This is a genomic window from Corynebacterium macclintockiae, from assembly GCF_027570165.1.
Classification (GTDB): Bacteria; Actinomycetota; Actinomycetes; order Mycobacteriales; family Mycobacteriaceae; genus Corynebacterium; species Corynebacterium macclintockiae.
This window is the reverse complement of the sequence record NZ_JAKMUV010000002.1, coordinates 270,982-289,470: the sequence shown is the minus strand read 5'-3', so window position 1 is coordinate 289,470 and position 18,489 is coordinate 270,982. Positions and strand designations below refer to the sequence as shown.

General features: G+C 63.2%; 15 protein-coding genes. 8 read left to right on the top strand and 7 right to left on the bottom strand.

Features of this window, described 5'->3' with window-relative positions:
* Positions 1–214: 214 nt before the first annotated feature.
* The 5 genes from L8U58_RS02995 (at position 215) to L8U58_RS02975 (ending at position 6,154) form a co-directional block, all read left to right on the top strand.
* Positions 215–3,025 (top strand): aconitate hydratase, encoded by a 2,811-nt coding sequence (locus tag L8U58_RS02995; RefSeq protein ID WP_034967892.1) that lies wholly within the window; start codon positions 215–217, stop codon positions 3,023–3,025.
* Between the two features lie 105 nt (positions 3,026–3,130).
* Positions 3,131–3,700: a TetR/AcrR family transcriptional regulator gene (locus tag L8U58_RS02990; protein WP_034974378.1), complete on the top strand. Its 570-nt coding sequence runs from the start codon at positions 3,131–3,133 to the stop codon at positions 3,698–3,700.
* Between the two features lie 31 nt (positions 3,701–3,731).
* On the top strand, positions 3,732–4,001 hold the full coding sequence (locus L8U58_RS02985; RefSeq protein WP_269954657.1) for an ACT domain-containing protein: 270 nt from the start codon (positions 3,732–3,734) through the stop codon (positions 3,999–4,001).
* A gap of 19 nt (positions 4,002–4,020) precedes the next feature.
* Positions 4,021–5,394, top strand: coding sequence for a PFL family protein (locus L8U58_RS02980; protein ID WP_035001898.1), 1,374 nt, complete (start codon positions 4,021–4,023; stop codon positions 5,392–5,394).
* A 1-nt stretch (position 5,395) separates the two neighbouring features.
* The gene (locus L8U58_RS02975; RefSeq protein ID WP_269954656.1) at positions 5,396–6,154 is read left to right on the top strand and encodes a hypothetical protein; all 759 of its coding nucleotides are present in this window, start codon (positions 5,396–5,398) and stop codon (positions 6,152–6,154) included.
* On the opposite strand, the gene L8U58_RS02970 is transcribed toward L8U58_RS02975, so the two are convergent.
* Positions 6,131–6,610 (bottom strand): Lrp/AsnC family transcriptional regulator, encoded by a 480-nt coding sequence (locus L8U58_RS02970; protein ID WP_034967912.1) that lies wholly within the window; start codon positions 6,608–6,610, stop codon positions 6,131–6,133. The two genes, L8U58_RS02975 and L8U58_RS02970, sit on opposite strands and share 24 nt — an antisense overlap.
* A 236-nt stretch (positions 6,611–6,846) precedes the next feature.
* On the opposite strand from L8U58_RS02970, the gene L8U58_RS02965 reads away from it, so the two are divergent.
* Complete coding sequence (locus L8U58_RS02965; protein ID WP_269954655.1) at positions 6,847–10,245, top strand: DUF6537 domain-containing protein; 3,399 nt, start codon at positions 6,847–6,849, stop codon at positions 10,243–10,245.
* A gap of 34 nt (positions 10,246–10,279) precedes the next feature.
* Positions 10,280–11,023, top strand: a complete 744-nt coding sequence (locus L8U58_RS02960) for a glutamine amidotransferase (protein ID WP_269954654.1) — start codon at positions 10,280–10,282, stop codon at positions 11,021–11,023.
* 9 nt (positions 11,024–11,032) lie between these two features.
* On the opposite strand, the gene L8U58_RS02955 is transcribed toward L8U58_RS02960, so the two are convergent.
* Entirely contained in the window at positions 11,033–12,664 is a 1,632-nt protein-coding gene (locus L8U58_RS02955; RefSeq protein WP_269954653.1) for an ABC-F family ATP-binding cassette domain-containing protein, read from the bottom strand.
* A gap of 430 nt (positions 12,665–13,094) precedes the next feature.
* Here L8U58_RS02955 and L8U58_RS02950 point away from each other — a divergent pair, with 430 nt between their 5' ends.
* The gene (locus tag L8U58_RS02950) at positions 13,095–14,171 is read left to right on the top strand and encodes a lycopene cyclase family protein (RefSeq protein WP_269954652.1); all 1,077 of its coding nucleotides are present in this window, start codon (positions 13,095–13,097) and stop codon (positions 14,169–14,171) included.
* A 17-nt stretch (positions 14,172–14,188) separates the two neighbouring features.
* On the opposite strand, the gene L8U58_RS02945 is transcribed toward L8U58_RS02950, so the two are convergent.
* The 5 genes from L8U58_RS02945 to sufD all read right to left on the bottom strand — a co-directional run bounded on the left by L8U58_RS02945 (position 14,189) and on the right by sufD (position 18,485).
* Entirely contained in the window at positions 14,189–14,596 is a 408-nt protein-coding gene (locus L8U58_RS02945; RefSeq protein WP_034974395.1) for a metal-sulfur cluster assembly factor, read from the bottom strand.
* A 35-nt stretch (positions 14,597–14,631) separates the two neighbouring features.
* The gene (gene sufU / locus L8U58_RS02940; protein ID WP_034976518.1) at positions 14,632–15,114 is read right to left on the bottom strand and encodes a Fe-S cluster assembly sulfur transfer protein SufU; all 483 of its coding nucleotides are present in this window, start codon (positions 15,112–15,114) and stop codon (positions 14,632–14,634) included.
* Positions 15,115–15,135: 21 nt separating this feature from the next.
* On the bottom strand, positions 15,136–16,389 hold the full coding sequence (locus L8U58_RS02935; protein ID WP_034967933.1) for a cysteine desulfurase: 1,254 nt from the start codon (positions 16,387–16,389) through the stop codon (positions 15,136–15,138).
* 83 nt (positions 16,390–16,472) lie between these two features.
* Positions 16,473–17,228 carry a Fe-S cluster assembly ATPase SufC gene (gene sufC, locus L8U58_RS02930; RefSeq protein ID WP_034967936.1) on the bottom strand — a complete coding sequence of 252 codons (756 nt, stop codon included), beginning with the start codon at positions 17,226–17,228 and terminating at the stop codon, positions 16,473–16,475.
* Positions 17,229–17,273: 45 nt separating this feature from the next.
* Positions 17,274–18,485: a Fe-S cluster assembly protein SufD gene (gene sufD, locus L8U58_RS02925; protein WP_034976516.1), complete on the bottom strand. Its 1,212-nt coding sequence runs from the start codon at positions 18,483–18,485 to the stop codon at positions 17,274–17,276.
* Positions 18,486–18,489 lie beyond the last annotated feature (4 nt).

Here is an 18,489-nt window from a genome sequence, read left to right as displayed (position 1 = left end):
TTAGCACCGAAAGAGGGGTGGGGGTGCTGGCGACACGCTTAAAAGCCCAGGATTCGCAGCAGAACGAACGTACTGTTAAAATTTGGCGTGACGTCGCGGGAAGAATGCTGCCACAATGGTAAGCAGAGCCTCCGGCGCACATAAATGCTGTGCGTCGCGGCGACCACATCGACGACGAAACAACGACTAAGAGAAGAGATTAAAGGAGCTCACTGTGGCTGAAAGCATCAACTCCTTCAATTCCAAGAGCAAGCTGGAGGTCGGCGAGAAGTCCTACGACTACTTCGCGCTGAACGCTGTGCCGGGAATGGAGAAGCTTCCCTACTCCCTGAAGGTTCTCGGCGAGAACCTGCTGCGCAACGAGGATGGTAAGAACATCACTCGCGAGCACATCGAGGCCATCGCCAACTGGGATCCTTCCGCAGAGCCCAACTTCGAGATCCAGTTCACCCCGGCCCGCGTCATCATGCAGGACTTCACCGGCGTGGCCTGCATTGTTGACCTGGCTACCATCCGCGACGCGGTTGTGGCACTGGGCGGCGACGCAGACGACGTGAACCCGCTGAACCCGGCCGAGATGGTTATCGACCACTCCGTCATCATCGAGGCATTCGGCAACGCCGATGCTCTGGAGAAGAACGTTGAGATCGAGTACCAGCGCAACGACGAGCGCTACAAGTTCCTGCGTTGGGGCACCGGCGCGTTCGAGAACTTCCGCGTTGTTCCTCCGGGAACCGGCATCGTCCACCAGGTGAACATCGAGTACCTGGCACGCTCCGTCTTCGACAACAACGGCCTGGCATACCCGGATACCTGTGTTGGTACCGACTCTCACACCACCATGGAAAACGGCCTGGGCATCCTGGGCTGGGGTGTCGGCGGCATTGAGGCTGAGGCTGCAATGCTCGGCCAGCCGATCTCCATGCTGATCCCGCGCGTTGTCGGCTTCAAGCTGACCGGCGAGATCCAGCCGGGCGTGACCTCCACCGACGTCGTTCTGACCATCACCGACATGCTGCGCCAGCACGGCGTGGTCGGCAAGTTCGTAGAGTTCTACGGCAAGGGTGTTGCAGAGCTGCCTCTGGCAAACCGCGCCACCATCGGCAACATGTCCCCGGAGTTCGGCTCCACCGCGGCTATGTTCCCGATCGACGAAGAGACCGTGAAGTACCTGGAACTGACCGGCCGCGACCAGGAGACCCTGGACCGCGTCGAGGCTTACGCCAAGGCTCAGGGCATGTGGCTGGATCCGGAGAACGAGGCAGAGTACTCCGAGTACCTGGAGCTGGACCTGTCCACCGTCGTTCCTTCCATCGCTGGCCCGAAGCGCCCGCAGGATCGCATCGAACTGACCGACGCCAAGGCACAGTTCCGCAAGGATCTGCACAACTACATCGACGCCGACGCATCCGCTGCTACCCCGGAATTCGACGCAGAGGGCCCGGCTACCGAGAACACCTCTTCCCAGCCTGCCGACGCACCGGCATCCGCTGCAGACGCTAAGGGCAACGTCCTGTCCGCAGCTGCTGGTGCAGAAGGTCGCCCGTCCAACCCTGTCACCGTCAACTACAACGGCGAGGACATCGAGCTGGACCACGGCATGGTCGCCATCGCGTCCATCACCTCCTGCACCAACACCTCCAACCCGTCCGTCATGGTCGGCGCTGGCCTGCTGGCACGCAACGCTGCTGCCAAGGGCCTGAAGTCCGCTCCGTGGGTTAAGACCTCCATGGCGCCGGGCTCCCAGGTTGTTAACGGCTACTACGAAAAGGCGGGCCTGTGGAAGGACCTGGAGGCCATGGGCTTCTACCTGGTCGGCTACGGCTGCACCACCTGTATCGGTAACTCCGGTCCGCTGCCGGAGGAGATCTCCGCAGGCATCAACGAGGGTGACCTGGCTGCCACCGCTGTGCTGTCCGGTAACCGTAACTTCGAGGGTCGCATCAACCCGGACGTCAAGATGAACTACTTGGCTTCCCCGATCCTGGTTATCGCCTACGCCATCGCCGGCACCATGGACTTCGACTTCGAGACCCAGCCGCTGGGCCAGGACCAGGACGGCAACGACGTCTTCCTGAAGGACATCTGGCCGTCCACCCAGGACATCGAGGACGTTATCGCTTCCTCCATCACCAAGGACCTGTACACCGAGGACTACGCCAATGTCTTCGAGGGTGACGAGCGCTGGCGCTCCCTGGAGGCACCGTCCGGCAAGACCTTCGCTTGGGACCCGAGCTCTACCTACATCCGCAAGGCTCCGTACTTCGACGGCATGAGCAAGGAGCCGGAGGCTGTCAACGACGTCAAGGGCGCACGCGTCCTGGCTCTGTTGGGCGACTCCGTGACCACCGACCACATCTCCCCCGCATCCACCATTAAGCCGGGCACCCCGGCCGCTCAGTACCTGGATGCCAACGGTGTGGAGCGCAAGGACTACAACTCCCTGGGCGCACGTCGTGGTAACCACGAGGTAATGGTTCGCGGTACCTTCGCGAACATCCGCCTGCAGAACCAGCTGCTGGACGGCGTTTCCGGTGGCTACACCCGCGACTTCACCCAGGAGGGTGGCCCGCAGTCCTTCATCTACGACGCTGCGATGAACTACCAGAAGGAGAACACTCCGCTGGTCGTTCTGGGTGGTAAGGAGTACGGCACCGGTTCCTCCCGCGACTGGGCTGCCAAGGGCACCCTGCTGCTGGGCGTGAAGGCCGTTATCGCCGAGTCCTTCGAGCGCATCCACCGCTCCAACCTGATCGGTATGGGCGTTGTGCCGCTGCAGTTCCCGGAGGGTGAGTCCTGGAAGTCCCTGGGCATCGAGGGCACCGAGACCTTCGACATCGAGGGCATCGAGGAGCTCAACAACGGCTCCACCCCGAAGACCGTTAAGGTGACTGCTACCAAGGAGAACGGTGAGAAGATTGAGTTCGACGCCGTGACCCGCATCGATACCCCCGGTGAGGCAGACTACTACCGCAACGGCGGCATCCTACAGTTCGTTCTGCGCAACATGATGTCCGGCAAGTAAGGATTAACTCCTTACGCATAGAGCGGTGATCGGCGCACTCTTCGACCAGAAGAGCGCGCGGGTCACCGCTTTTTCGCCCCTACAGCACTAGAGGTTTAGAAAAGAATGCCCAAAGTAAGCGAGACAGACCTGGCAGAACGCAAGGTTGAGATCCTCACCGGAGCCCGCCACTGCTTTGCCACCTTTGGCTACGACGGAGCCACCGTCGCGCGCCTGGAAGAAACGATCGGAAAGTCCCGAGGTGCGATCTTCCACCACTACCGGAACAAGGACCAACTGTTTCTAGCGGTGGCGCACGAAGACATGCGCAAGATGGCGGAACTGGCTGCCGACGAAGGGCTTATCGGCGCAATTCGAACCCTAGTCCAGTCAGATGACTTGACTGATTGGTGGGGAATGCGGGTCGAGATCACCCGTCGAGTGAATATGGACCCCTGCTTTGCCGCCAAGTGGGAGCTAGATCAGTTGGCGCTGCGGGACACGGTGCGCACCCGCCTGCAGGAGCAGCGCGCCAGCGGTCGAATACGGGCGGACGTCGACGTGGAAACGATCGCCCAGACCCTGGAACTGGTTTTGGAAGGCGTGCTCGGTCGGTTGGCGCAGCAACAGGGAACTCTGGGGCTGTCCGACGCGCTGGATTTCGTGGAGAATTCCTTGCGTTCCCCCGGGCACTAGGGTGTCCGGCCCGGTGAGTAGCATATAGTTCATGATCGCAATCATGACTGTGACCGGGCTGGATCACACCGGAATTATCGCCGCCGTGTCCACTACCCTGGCTGAATTGGACGTCAATATCCTCAACGTCTCCCAGACCATCATGGACGACTACTTCACCATGATCCTGCACGTGCGCATCGACGATGCGAAGTTCGGCATCGCCGACGTGCAGGATCGCATGGCGGAGGTCGAGAAGCAGGAGAAGCTAGTTATCCGCGTGCAGTCGGAGGCCATCTTCTCCGCCATGCACGACGTATAAGGGTCCGGGGGTATAAGGCATGAATCCACGGCGTGGCGTCACTAATCAGAGCAACGACATCCTCGAGACCATCGAGATGATCGAGAAATACCGCCTCGACATCCGAACGGTGACGATGGGCATCAATCTGATGCCGTGTATACGGGAAACGATGGAAGCCACCGCGGAGGCGGTGTACGAGCGAGTGGTGGACTACTCGCGCAACCTCGTGCCGGTGTGTCAAGGGATCGAAAGGGAGCTGGGGATCCCGATCGTCAACAAGCGTATTTCGGTGACCCCGGTGGGAATCCTCGCCTCCGCGGTGGAGGGAAACCCGGTTCGGATCGCTGAAGCGCTGAACCGCGCGGCGAGCGAAGTGGGGGTTAACTTCATAGGCGGTTATTCGGCGCTGGTGGATAAGGGAGCCACTCGCGGCGAGCTGGATCTGATCCGTTCCCTTCCCGAGGCGCTGAACGAGACCGATGTGGTGTGCGCGTCGGTGAATGTCGGCAGTTCGAAGGCGGGCATCAACATGAATGCCGTGCGGGAGATGGGGCAGGTCATCAAGGACTGTTCCACCTATGGCCCGGGCGGCACTCTGGCCTGCGCGAAGCTCGTTGTTTTCGCCAACTCTGTCTCCGACAACCCGTTTATGGCGGGCGCCTATCACGGCGTGGAGGAACAGGACTGCGTGATCAACGTTGGCGTGTCCGGTCCGGGCGTGGTCGACCGGGCGGTCGCCGAGATGGAAGGGGCGACGCTGAACGAGGTCTCCGAGGAGATCAAGCGCGCGGCGTTCAAGATCACCCGCACCGGCCAGCTGGTCGGCGTGATGGCCGCGCAACGACTGGGCGTGCCCTTCGGGATCGTGGACTTATCGCTGGCGCCGACCGCGGAGCTGGGCGATTCCGTGGCACACATCCTGGAGCACATGGGTCTGGGGCAGGTGGGCACCCACGGTACCACCGCCGCCCTGGCGCTGCTCAACGACGCGGTAAAGAAGGGCGGGATGATGGCGTGCTCGCGCGTCGGCGGCCTGTCTGGTTCCTTCATCCCAGTCTCGGAGGACAAGGGGATGATCGACGCGGTGCGTTCTGGCGCGATCAGTATCGACAAGCTGGAGGCCATGACGGCTATCTGTTCCGTCGGCCTGGATATGATCGCCATCCCGGGCGACACCCCGGCAGAGTCCATTGCTGGCATGATCGCCGACGAGGCCGCCATTGGTGTGATGAACCATAAGACCACCGCCGTGCGCGTGATCCCGGCCGCCGGTACCAAGGTCGGCGATAACGTAGACTTTGGTGGGCTGCTCGGCTACGCGCCGGTCATCGGCGTGAACTCGGCCAGCAGTGCGGAGTTTATTAACCGCGGTGGCTTCATCCCCGCACCCCTACACGGCTACAGGAATTAGCGTGGCAGATATCTTCAGGTACGGTCGCTCCTCCGTGATCATCGACGACCCGGCCGACGGGTTGGCCTATGGCGAGGAAGTGGGCACGTTCGACGAACGCTGTTCGCTGCCTGCCGGGTCCGCTGCCATCAATGCCGCCCTGTCCAGCAATGGGCGCATGCCGGTGGCGGGCAACTCCGCCGGTTTCAGCGCGGTCCAGATTGTTGTGCTTGTCGTCGGTGTGGCGCTGGCCGCATTCGGCGGTATTCTGGCCACCCGCGGGAGCACGCAACCGCTGGTTATTGGTGCGGTGTTGGGGGCGATCGGCCTGTTGATGGTGGGGATCGCACTGTACAGCGCAACGAAGCGCCGCGGGAGGCTGCGCATTTTGGGCAAGGCCTGGGCGAATGGCTGGCTGCGTTTTGCTCCGGTCCGCGTGGGCGGGGTGTGGATCTCGCGTGTGTCGACCCATAACGACAACGGGGATGCTACGAACACTGACCACCGCTACTACTACAAAGCGATGGCACAGGCCCACCCCACAGACGGTAGCGAGCCATTTACCTTCCGTACTGGCGAGTTCAACGCGCCGGCCGATTGGGAGGGCCGCCCCTACGACTTGAAAGTGGCTGACCGACCCATGGATGTCCTGGAACCGGAGTACACCAACGGTTGGACCATCTGCCGCTACATCGCGGGGCAGCCGGAAACCGCGACGATTGCCACGGATCTTTCCGCCAAGCAGGTCAAGGCCGCGCTAGAGGCCGCCCAGGTCCGCTAGGGCATCCAGCAGCTGATCGTGCCGCGGCGGGATGCGGGACCGCAGGATGATTTCCGTCCTGGTCCGCTGCACCCCGTCGACCTCCTGCAGCTGCAGCGTGATCTGTTCCAGGTGTTCGTGGTCGCGCGCCACCACTCGGCACGACAGATCGTAAGGGCCAGCGATCGAGTGTGCCTCGGTGATCCAGGGGATCTTCAAGAATTCCTGCGTCGCGCGGGTGAGCGTTCGCTGATCTAGCGTGACATGCACGAAGGCGCCTAAAGGGAAGCCCAGGGCGGCCGGATCGAAGTGGGGTGCAAAGCTGCCGATCACTCCCCTTTCCACCAGCTTTTCTATGCGGCTACTGACCGTCGCGCGGGCCACCCCGAGTGCGCGCGCGTACTCTCGCATCCCGGCCTTGGGGCTTTCGCTGAGGAGCCTGCATAACTCGATGTCTGTTCTGTCGAGGTCCTTCATCGTTCTTCCCTTCTTAGTGACGCCACAGGCCTATTGCTAAAAAGACACATACTTTGGCAGCCAAATCTATTGCCGCATGGGTAAGACATTAAGCCATTGGCCTAATTTCCTGGCTGTAATTCTAAAAAAGCTTTGCTTTGTGAAATATTTTCCCGAGGTTGCTTTCAGCGCCTGTTGTCTCGACCTATTGTGATTCAAACCACACATTGACGGAATAGACGAAAGGATGAGCAGCGATGACCTCCACCTTCATCCCCACTACGACTCCCGCCGAACAGGACCTCCCCGACTACACCCAGTCGCGCTACCGGGAGAAGTCCGGGAACGTTCACCTGACAGGCATCCAAGCGCTGGTTCGCGTGGTACTGGATCGCGCGGAAGCGGACCGGGCGATGGGCCTGAAAACTTCCAGCTTCGTGTCCGGGTATGAGGGCTCTCCCCTGGGTGGATACGACCTAGAACTGGGGCGCCGGGGATCGCTGCTGGAGGAATTTGATGTCCAGCACTTCCCTGCCGTCAATGAAGAGTTAGGCGTCACTGCCGTCGCAGGTTCGCAGATGACTGACCGAGCGACGGCAAAAGAAGGAGTCGACGGCGTGGTCGGCTACTGGTACGGAAAGGCACCGGGTCTGGATCGCGCAGCGGATGCGTTTCGCCACGCCAACATGACCGGCACCAGCGGAACGGGAGGCGCGGTGGCCTTCGTGGGCGACGATCCGACGGCGAAGTCCTCCACTATTCCCTCGGCATCGGGGCGCATTCTGGCAGACCTCGGGCTACCCACGCTGGTTCCGGTGGATGCGGGAGATATCCTGCGCCTTGGCGCGCACGCCGCATGGATGTCGCGTTACAGCGGGCTGTGGACCGCGCTGCGGATTACCACGCCCGTCGCCGACGGCTCGGCCAGTGTTGACCTGGAGGCCATCCGGGAGGCAACGACCCCGCGCGGTGTGGAGCGCGGCGGGAAGCACGTGCCCGAGGCGCGCCTGCTGGGCAAGCGACTGCTGGACTTGGATGACACACGCGTCGGCGAGCGCCTGGAGCGCGCCCTGGAGTACTCCCGCGAACACCAGCTCAACCGCTGGTGGCACGCCCAAGAAGGCGACCGGGTGGGCGTGATCTGCGCCGGCAATACCTCCCTGGAAGTAGCGGAGGTCGTGGGCGACGCGCAGGTGCGAATTTTGCAGCTGGCGATGACCTACCCGCTGGATCCGCAGGAGCTCGAGAGCTTCTGCGCTGGCCTGGATGTGCTGGTCGTGGCCGAGGAATTGGGTACCCACCTCGTGGAATCCGTGCGCGCATGCCTGTACGACCTGCCGGTCCGCCCGCGCATCGAGCACGTCAATGATCCCCTCAAGCAGCTGCCGCGGCTGCTGCGCGCCGAGGGAATCGAGGTTGCGGGGCTGGAAACCGGCCCGACGCGCATTGCCCTTCCCCTGGCCGTGCCGAACCGCGTTCCCCACTTCTGCTCCGGCTGCCCGCACAACCTATCGACCCGTGCGGACGAGGACACGCTGGTCGGGGCGGGAATCGGCTGCCACGCCATGGTGATGATGATGGACGACAAGCGCGTGGGCAAGGTGATGGGCACCGCGCAGATGGGCGGCGAAGGCGCCCACTGGATCGGCATGCACCGCTTTGTCACTGAAGAGCACTTCGTGCAGAACATGGGCGACGGAACCTTCCTGCATTCGGGATCCTTGGCTCTGCGGGCGATGGTGGCGTCCAAAGTAAATGCGACCCTCAAGCTACTGCACAACGGCACAGTGGCGATGACCGGTGGCCAGGATCCCGTTGGACAGCCGAGCCTGGCGGGGCTGGTCGACATGGTGCGGGCCGAGAACCCGGCCAGGATCGTCGTGACCAGCGACGATGTGCGCCGTACCCGCAAGGCGCTGGCAAAGTCAGGTGTGCAGGTGCGCCCGCGCGAGGAGCTGGCGCAGGTGCAAAAGGAACTGGAAGGCATGGAGGGAATCTCCGTGCTGATTCACGACCAGGAGTGCGCCGCCGAGAAGCGCCGCGCGCGCAACCGCAAGAAGCGCGCCCGTCCGGCCGAGAAGATCGTCATTAACGAGCGCATCTGCGAGGGGTGCGGCGACTGCGGCGAAAAGTCCGGCTGCCTGTCGCTGCAGCCCGTAGACACCCAGTTCGGCCGCAAAACGCGCGTCGACCAGACGAGCTGCAACGTCGACCGTTCGTGCCTGTCCGGTGACTGCCCGGCGTTCACGACCGTTGTTGCGACCGACGAGGTACGCCGTGTGCCGGATATTGACGCCGACATGCTTGACCCCGCCCCCGCCTGCGATCTCGACGGCGCGCGCCCGTGGAACATACGCATCTCGGGTGTCGGCGGCACGGGCGTGATGACTGCCTCAGCGGTGATCGCCACCGCCGCGCACCTGGACGGACTTGCGGTGCGCGGCACGGACATGACGGGACTGGCGCAGAAAGGTGGGTCTGTGGTCTCCGACCTGCGGATTTCCAAGAAGATTGGCCAGCACACGGGAACCGTTCCACAGGGCGGCGCAGATTTGTTGATCGCGCTGGACGGCGTGACCGGCGCGGAGGATCCCAGCACCTCGGTGCTCAACGCACAGCGCACGACTGCGGTGCTGTCGAACTCCGCGACTCCTACCGGGCAGATGTGCACGGACGTCACCGCGACCCGCCCGGACGGCGTGCAGATCGCAGGTGCGCTGGGGCAGGCTGCGCGCCGCGCGATTATCACCGACGCCATCCGCGTATCCAGCAAGCTCTTCGGCGAATCGACCTTCCAGATCCTGCTGCTGGTGGGTGCGGCGGTGCAGGCCGGTGCCCTGCCAGTCACTCCGGAATCCATTGAAAAGGCGCTGCGGATCAATGGCAAGAAGGCGGGTGCGAACATCCAGGCCTTCCGTCGTGGCCGTCAGCTGGTCAGCCGACCGGAGGCAATCATCGAGCTGCTGGGTGTGGAGCCCGACTATGCCCAGTACATGGAGGTTGAGCCACAGTCCCACACCCGGGCGCGCATCGAAAAGGTGTTGGAGCCGAGCCTGGTGGACGAGGTTGCGGTGTTCTTTGACGAGATGGGGCGCTGGGGCTCCGACCAGGATGCCGAGAGCTATCTGACCGACGTGCGCGCGGTGTACGCCCACGAGCGCCGAGTGAACCCCGACGGGCCAGCTGAACTCACCCGGAGCTTCGCCACCGGGCTGCACAAGCTGTCGGCCTACAAGGACGAGTACGAGGTCGCCCGCCTGGCACTCGACCCCGGCTTCGCTGAGGCGCAGGGAGATGCGCAGGTTACCGTGCAGTTCCAGCCGCCGCTGCTGCGGGCTCTGGGGCTGAACCGAAAGATCGGGCTGGGTCCCCGGATGCGCCCGGTGCTGGGCGCGCTGGCGAAGGCCAAGCGCCTGCGCGGTACGCGCCTGGACGTGTTCGGCTACGCGGAGGTGCGCAAGCTGGAGCGCGAGTTGGTGCGTACCTACCGCGCAGAGATCCTGTGCCAAGCCCGGCAACTGCGCACGCCCGAGCAGGTGGCACAGTTGGCTGAGCTGGCGGGCGCCGCGGACGGAGTGCGGGGATTCGAGCAGAAGAAGATCGACAGCGCGAAAGAATTGTTGGGAAAGTTGGCACGCGGGGGCGTCAAAAAATAGGAAATAGACCAAGCGGTCTGTTACAGTAACGAATGTGACTTTCGTACTGCTATGCCCCCGCAGCGGAGCCGAGGTCCTCGCCGCGGAATACGCCGACTTTCTCAGCTACAGCGGCCTCACCCCCGCCGAGCTGGAACAGCGCCCCCTGGATAACCCGGGGGCGGACTTCGGCAGTTTCGACGGCGTGGAGGGCGTATTCATCGGCGGCTCGCCGTTTACCATCACCCGCCCGGTCGACGCGGAGTGGCAGGAGGAAATCTCGCAAAAGCTGGTCGACTTCATCCAGGTCGAGACCGAAAGGCAGCGATTCGGCATCTTCTCCACCTGCTACGGCACCTCCATGCTGGCGCACTACCTGGACGGCGAGGTCAACAGCACGTACTCGGAATCGGCGGGCACCAGCGAGGTTTCTCTAACTGACGCCGGACGCATCGACCCCATCACGGGCGCGCTCCCCGACCGATTCACCGCACTGACGGGGCACAAGGACTCGGTGGTGCGCGTGCCGGAGGAAGCCACGCTGCTGGCCACCGGCAAGACCTGCCCCGTGCAGATCTACCGCTATCGCGAGAACTTCTGGACCAGCCAATTCCACCCCGAGATGGACGCAGCGGGCATCACCCGGCGCCTGAGCTTCTACGAGGACGAGGGCTACTGCGACCCTAAAGAGATCGCGGAAACCTACGCCCGCTTCGAGGGACAAGATACGGCGGCGGCGAACTCGCTGCTGCGGCGCTTCGTGGAGTACTCCCGCAGCTCGCTGGGGATGGCGGGCTAGGGCTACCGGTCAGGCTAGCTCGACGATCTCCATGTACTCGTCGCTCCACAGGTCCTCCACCCCGTCGGGCAGCACGATCACGCGCTCGGGCTCCAGGGCCTTCACCGCGCCCGGGTCGTGAGTGACCAGCACGACGGCGCCGGTGTAGGTGCGCAGTGCGTCGAGGACCTGTTCGCGGGACTGCGGATCCAGGTTGTTGGTTGGCTCGTCCAGCAGCAGCACATTGGCGCGGGAGCTGACGAGGGTCGCCAATGCTAGGCGGGTCTTTTCACCGCCAGATAGCGTGCCGGCGGGCTGCTCCAACTGCTCGCCGGAGAACATGAATGCGCCCAGCAGGCCGCGCAGGTCCTGTTCGCCGGCGTCGGGGCAGGTCTCGACGGCGTTATCCCAGACGGACTTGTCCGGGTCGATCGTGTCGTGCTCCTGCGCGAAGTAACCGACTTTCAAGCCGTGGCCGGTGACGATGCCGCCCTCGCCGTCGGTGCGTTCCACCCCGGCCAGCAGCTTCAGCAGCGTGGTCTTGCCCGCACCGTTAAAGCCGAGCACGACCACGCGCGAGCCCTTGTCGATGGCCAGATCCACCCCAGCGAAGACCTCCAGGGAGCCGTACATCTTCGTCAGTCCTTTGGCGTTCATGGGGGTCTTGCCACACGGTGCGGGCTCCGGGAAGCTGATGTTGGCCACGCGGTCTTCGACCCGCACCTCGTCGAGGTTGCCCAGCATCTTCTCTGCGCGGGCGGCCATCTGCTTGGCGGCCTTCGCCTTGGTGGCCTTTGCTCCCAGCTTCTCGGCCTGCTGCCTCAGGGCGCTGGCCTTCTTCTCGGCATTTGCTTTCTCGCGGCGACGGCGCGCCTCGTCGGTGGCGCGGGCGTCCTTGTACTTGGTCCAGCCCATGTTGTAGACGTCGGCCTCGCCACGTACAGCGTCGAGGAACCAGATCTTGTTGCACACGTCGTCCAGCAGCTCCACGTCGTGGCTGATCATGATCAGCCCGCCCTCGTGCTTGGCCAAAAAGCCACGCAGCCAGGTGATGGAGTCCGCGTCCAGGTGGTTGGTCGGCTCGTCCAGCAGCAAAGTGGTCTGGGAGCGGCCGGAACCGGCGGTGGCGGCGAAGAGGATCTGTGCCAGCTCCACGCGTCGACGCTGACCACCCGAGAGGGTCTTCAGCTGCTGATCTAGCACGCGCTCCGGCAGCCCCAGCGAGTCGCAGATCTGCGCGGCCTCGCTGTCGGCCTCGTAGCCGCCCAGGGAGTGGTACTTTTCCTCCAGGCGGCTGTACTTCAGGATTGCGGCGTCCCGCTGGCCGGGGTTGTCGCTGGTCTCCATGATCTCCTGCTGCCGCTCCATGGAGCTGCGAATCCGATCCAAGCCACGGGCAGACAACACGCGGTCGCGGGCGGTCTGCTCGATATCGCCTTCCTTGGAATCCTGCGGTAGGTATCCCATCTCGCCGCTGCGGGTGACGGTGCCACCGTAGGGCTCGCCTTCGCCGGCCAGGATGCGCATGGTGGTGGTCTTCCCCGCGCCGTTACGCCCGACCAGGCCGATACGGTCGCCGGGTTGGACTCGCAGGTGTTGCCCGGGGGCGTTCAGCAGGGTCCGGGCCCCCACCCGAACCTCGAGGTCATTAGTAACAATCACAAGCTAGAAGCCTATCAGCATCCCCGTCGACAACCTGCCCCACCCCTTATGCACCGGCGCAGCGGTGCTCGAACCCCCCAAGTCGAGTCGCTGGCCTGTCTGGTCGTCGACGGGGTCCCCGCGTTCCCCCATTCTTCATCGCCCCGCCTTGTTGGTATGTTCCTACCAAGCAGGACAATGTTTATGTTAGAAACTAGGATCGCGACCTGCAGCGTTTGCGTTACATGTGGCTGTGGCTTTCCCCCGAACCTTCAAGTTGTCCCTAAGCTTGTTCCTGCTCCCCTGTGATTAGGAAAGACTTATACCCTTAGCTTGTCTGTTTAGGTAGCTACTCAGTCTTAGAAAGCAATGAGCAAAATACAGTCATGTAAATTCGGGGGTAGCAAGCGTAATCTGCACCACAATCGATGCCTCGAAGGAGTCCCCTGCCGTGCCCCAGACCTTACACCTCAAAGGCCTGGGGCCGGCCGGTGCTTTGCTAGCCATCCGCGCAGCTCAGCGCGGCTACTCCGTCGTTGCCTACGACCCTGCGGTGGATCTCAACCGAGCTACCCCCTTTCCGGGCACCTATGGTGTGTTCTCCACGCAGATTCCCGCGTGGGCTGATGCGTTGTTCACCCCGCCTGCCCCCTTGGAGGTTGTCGCCGGGCTTCCCACAACGCGTCGCACCCTCGGCTTCGAGTACCGCATGCTGGATCAGGCCGCCGTGGTCAAGGCGCTACGCGAGAGCAATGTGCGTGTGGTCGCCGAGTACGTGCCCGACGGTCACCCCGCCGTTGACTGCACCGGCGCCCCGCGCACTGACGCCGCACTGTGGCAGCTGGCCGTCGGGTGGTTCTTTTCTGATCGTGACGCCCCACGCCCCCAGCCGGTCTTTATGGATTGGACAGGCGCGGAAGCTCAAGATCAACACGCTGCGCCGAGCTTCTGCTATATCCAGCGCACAAGCGAGGGATGGCTCTATGAGGAGACGATCCTTGCCACCCACTGCCCTGCCGATCCGGCTGAGCAGCAGAAGGTGTTGGACGTTCTGCGGAATCGACTGGCGGAACGGATAGCGCGGATGGGGCTAGATCCGGAGAGTGTGAGCCGCGAAGAACAGGTTTCGATTCCGATGGGAACGAGGCGGCGTCATAAAGAAAGAAAGTTTGGCGCCGCGGCGGGGTTTATCAATCCCGCGACGGGTTACTCGCTGGGGCATGCGCTGGAGGCCGCCGACGATGTCCTGGACGGGCGGCGGCTGGGTGGGAACCTGGCATATGTGCTGCGGCAGGTCGGTGGAGAGCTGATCGCGCGGGCCGACGGAGCCACGCTGCAGGATTTCTTCGGCCATTTCTTTGCCCTGGATACCGAGCGGCAGTTGGCCTACCTAAGCGGCCGGGATGGCCTGGCCGTGGCGCGCACCATGTGGGCACTTCGGGAGGGCACGGGACTGAGCCACGAGTTCCTGCAGCCGCTCTTCCGGCGCCCCTGGCAGGTGATGCGGGCGGTGTGGGCTAGACGGTGAAGCACAGACGGCGAAGCCTACACAGTGAAGCCCAGGAAGCGCAGCTGCTCGCGACCTTCCTCGTTGATCATGTGCGGGCCCCAGGCCGGGGACCACACCCAGTTGATCTGCAGGTCGGTGACCTCGTCGACGTTGTTGATCACCGCGTCGCGTGCCTGATCCTCCAGCACGTCCTGCAGCGGGCAGGCCGGGGAGGTCAGGGTCATGTTCAGCACCGCGGTCTTGTCCTCGATCCAGATGTCGTAAACCAGCCCCAGGTCGATGACATTGATGCCCAGTTCTGGGTCGATGACGTCCAGCAGGTGCTCTTCGACCTTGCCCGCGATGGCCATGTCTTCGGGGCTGCGCTCGGCGGGCCCCTCCGGGGCCTTGTCCAGTGGTGAGGGATCCATCTCCGGGGTGGTGGGTTCTGCGTTTTCAGTCATGGTGGGCTCCTTGATCTGCCTAGTCTTTAAGGTGGCTAGTCTGTGTCGTTTGTAGTGTCGGTGCCGTTGTCGGCGGGCGTTGCCCCTGCCTCGGTAGCGGCGGCCTCGAACGCCTTCCAGCCCAGCAGAGCGCACTTCACGCGAGCCGGGTACTTGGACACACCCGCGAAGGCAATACCATCGCCGATGATCTCGTCGTCGCCCTCGATCTTGCCGCGGGAGGTCACCATGCGCTCGAACTCAGCGAGCTTGGCGAAGGCCTCCTCGACCGGGCGGCCCACCAGCTCCTCGGCCATCACAGACGTGGAAGCCTGGCTGATGGAGCAGCCCACCGCGTCGTAGGAGATATCCTCCACGGTCTGCTTGTCCTCGCTGAGGTGCAGGCGCAGCGTCAGCTCGTCGCCGCAGGAGGTGTTCACGTGGTGTACCTCGGCCTCGAAAGGCTCGCGCAGCCCCGCGTGCTGGGGATGCTTGTAGTGGTCCAGGATCACTTCCTGGTACATCTGCTCTAGTTTCATATCGCCTTTAAATTAAATCCTCTACGCGGTACCGAAGAATTCCTGCGCTGTGCGGATGGCCGCAACCAGCGCATCAACGTCCGAGAGGTCATTGTAAATATAGAAGCTGGCCCGGGCCGTGGCCTGCACGTTCATGCAGGTGTGCACCGGCCACGCACAGTGGTGGCCGACGCGGATGCACACACCCTGGTCGTCGATGACCTGTCCCAGGTCGTGCGGGTGAATCCCCTCCACGACGAAGCTGACCGCGCTGCCACGACCCTGTGCGTCTGTGGGACCGATGATGCGCAGCCCCTCAATCGTTTGCAGCTGCTGTAGCGCGTAGGCCGTCAGTTCGGCCTCGTGCGCGGCAACTTTATCCATACCGAGGTCGTTCAGGTAGTTCACGGCCGCACCGAGTCCCACTACCTGCGAGGTCATCTGTGTGCCTGCCTCGAAACGCTGCGGGGCTTCGGTGAAGGTGGTGCCTTCCATCGTCACCTTCTCCACCATTGATCCACCTGTCAGGAAAGGCGGTAGCTGGTCCATGTGCTGGGCTTTGCCGTAGAGGACGCCGACGCCATTAGGCCCCAGCATCTTGTGGCCTGAAAATGCCGCGAAGTCTACATCTAGCTGGTGGAAATCCACGGACATGTGCGGCACGGACTGGCACGCATCCAAGACGAACAGTGCGCCGACGGCGCGAGCCCGGCGGACCGCCTCCGGCACGTCCAGAACCGCACCGGTGACATTCGACTGGTGGGTCAGCGCCACGACTTTGGTACGCTCGGAAAGCTCCAGACTGTCCAGGTCGATGCGACCATCCTCGGTGGCGGAGTACCACTTCAGCGTGGCGCCGGTGCGCTGCGCAAGCTCCTGCCAGGGCACCAGGTTCGCGTGGTGTTCCAGTTCGGAGACTACGATCTCGTCGCCTTCAGTGACCTGCAGCTCCCCCGCTCGCTTATCGCCGAGGATGTAGGCAACCTCGTTGAGAGCCTCCGTTGCGTTCTTGGTGAACGCGATTTCCCGGTCATCGGCACCCACGAAGTCGGCGATGGCTTCGCGCGCGGATTCGTAGGCATCCGTGGCTTCCTCCGCAATCTCGTAGGCACCGCGGTGCACGGGTGCGTTGTGGGTAGTGAGGAACTCCCGTTCCGCGTCCAGAACTTGCACCGGGCGCTGAGCGGTGGCACCGGAATCCAGGTACACCAACTTCTTCCCCTCGCGTACTGTGCGCGAAAGGATCGGGAAGTCGCTGCGGACCTTCGCGGTATCCAGGGAATTGCTTGAACTCACAAGTTCACACTTTCTGCCCGGCCGTCACCGGCCGGCGAGGGTTTGGGGATGTTGCGGGCGCTGAGGATGGGTGGCCGGAAGCTCTAGACGAACTTCTCGTAGCCCTCGGACTCCAGCTGTTGTGCCAGCTCTGGGCCGCCGGATTCTACGATGCGGCCCTTGGCGAACACGTGGACGTGTTCGGGCTTGACGTAATTCAGGATGCGCTGGTAGTGCGTGATCATCAGCACGCCGCCGTTCTCGCGCTCCTTGTAGCGGTTAATGCCTTCGGAGACGACGCGCAAAGCGTCGACGTCCAGGCCGGAGTCGGTCTCGTCCAGGATGGCGAACTTGGGCTTAAGCAGACCCAGCTGCAGGATCTCGTGGCGCTTCTTCTCGCCGCCGGAAAAGCCCTCGTTAATGGAGCGCTCGGAGAACGACGGGTCGATGGATAGCTCCTCCATGGCCGCGCGGGCTTCCTTGACCCACTCGCGGATCTTCGGAGCCTCACCGCGGACAGCGGTGGCGGAGGAACGCAGGAAGTTGGCCATGGATACGCCCGGCACCTCGGTCGGGTATTGCATAGCCAGGAACAGCCCTGCGCGGGCGCGCTCGTCGACTTCCATGTCCAGCAGGTTCTCGCCGTCCAGCAGAACCTCGCCCTCGGTGATTTCGTAGCGTGGGTGGCCGGCAATAGCGTAGGACAGGGTGGACTTGCCGGAGCCGTTCGGCCCCATGATGGCGTGGGTCTCGCCGGAGTTGATGGTCAGGTTGACGCCGTGCAGGATCGGCTTCGGATCCTCGTTCTCATCAGCGGGGACGACCTGCGCGTGCAGGTTCTTGATTTCCAGAGTGCTCATGGTGTGTAAAAAGCTTTCTTTGGGTGTTTGACGGGGTAAATGAATTTAAAGAACCGTGTTCTGCAGCTCGGCCTCGACCTTGTCCTCCAGCAGTTCGCGGATCGACTCTTCCGGGATGCGCTTGATCACGTCGGTGAAGAAACCGCGGACGATCAGCATCTTTGCGCTGGCCGGATCGATGCCACGGGACTGTAGGTAGAACATGTGCTCGTCGTCGAAGCGACCCACGGTTGCAGCGTGGCCGGCGCCGACGATCTCGCCGGTCTGGATCTCCAGGTTCGGCACGGCATCCGCGCGGGCACCCGAAGTCAGCAGCAGGTTGTTGTTCTTTTCGTAGGTATCGGTACCCGTAGCCTCCGGGCGGATCAGCACGTCGCCGATCCAGGCGGTGCGAGCCTCACGAGCATCCTTGCCCTTCTCCGGCTCACCCTGCAGGGCACCCTTGTACAAAACGTTAGAGCGGCAGTTGCGGATGGAGTGATCCACTAGCAGTCGCTGCTCGAAATACTGGTTCGCGTCCGCGAAGTACAGTCCCAGCAGTTCCGCGTCTCCGCCGGTATCGGTGTAGCGCACGTGCGGTACGGAGCGTACGACGTGGCCACCGAAGGCTGCGTAGTAGTGACGCACGACTGCGTCGCGACCGACCTGGATGTGAGAATTCGACAGGTGAACTGCGTCCTCGTTCCAGTCCTCGAAGACCACGGTGGTTAGCTTCGCACCGTCACCGACAACGAGCTCCACGTTATCGGAGTGCGCGCCCGAACCCTCGTAGCGGACGAACACCACGGCCTCGGCGTGTGCCTCCAGTTCGATGACCAGGGTGCCGTAGGACACTTCGTTCTCGCCGGGGCCGTCGATGGTGACCGTGACCGGGGACTTCAACGCCGCGTCCTTGGAGATGCGCACATAGTCGGCCTGCTCCGTGTTCTCCCAGGCCTGCGCCGCCGCACGATCCACGGGAGCGCCCGCGCGCCCCAGGCGCTCATCGCCAGATTGGAGCTTTTCGATGGTCACGCTGGGGGCGTCATCCTCCGCAACACCAACCGCGATAGCGGCGGGCTTGCCAGCAACGGCCGAGCCATCATGCAGGCCGCGCAGCTCGCGCAGCGGAGTGAAGCGCCAGTCCTCGTCCTTACCGTGCGGAATAGAGAAATCCGCAGCCGAGAAAGAGGTGAAGCGGTCGCCCTTCGTCTGGTGTTCCGTACCAGCCTTCACCGGGGTGATCGTCGCTTCGGTTTCGTTGAGTGGGGTCGTCATTTGG